Annotated in this window: 1 protein-coding gene; it reads right to left on the bottom strand. The window is 62.4% G+C overall.

Annotated features, from left to right (window positions below; all coding sequences use genetic code 11):
* Window positions 1-580, bottom strand: a 580-nt coding sequence (locus QHF85_RS49740; RefSeq protein WP_281334583.1) for an IS630 family transposase, incomplete at both ends; no start/stop codon positions are given.

Here is a 580-nt window from a genome sequence, read left to right as displayed (position 1 = left end):
GAGTTAGAAATACGTTCACAAGCAGCCGCTACCCGTTCGAGGATCTCATCCGCCGACTTGGTCCACACGAAGGCCTTGCCGGCGGTGTTGTGGGCCTCGATGTGGGCGACGATGGCCTCTTCGAGCTCGCGGACGCTGCGATGAACGCCGCGACGGAGCTGCTTTTCGGTCAGCTCTGCGAAGAAACGCTCGACGAGGTTCAGCCAAGATGCGCTTGTGGGCGTGAAGTGCAGGTGAAAGCGTGGATGCTTGAGCAACCAGCGCTTCACCGGCTGCGTCTTGTGCGTGCCGTAGTTGTCGAGGATCAGGTGGACCTCTTGCTCCTTCGGGACCTTGCTCTCGATCATCCTCAAGAATGCCAAAAACTCCTGCGTCCGGTGCCTGCGGTGCAGTTGGCCGATCACCCTGCCTGACTTCACATCCAGCGCCGCGAACAGCGACGTCGTCCCGTGCCGCTTGTAATCGTAGGTGCGACGCTCCGCCTGGCCTGGCCGCATCGGCAGGAGCGGCTGTGTCCGATCGAGCGCCTGGATCTGCGACTTTTCGTCGACCGACAGCACGAGCGCGTGCTCCGGCGGGC

The sequence above is a fragment of the Polyangium sp. 6x1 genome (assembly GCF_029946515.1).
Taxonomy (GTDB): domain Bacteria; phylum Myxococcota_A; class Polyangia; order Polyangiales; family Polyangiaceae; genus Polyangium.
Note: the sequence above shows the minus strand (reverse complement) of the source record. Positions and strands in the feature narration are given on the sequence as shown.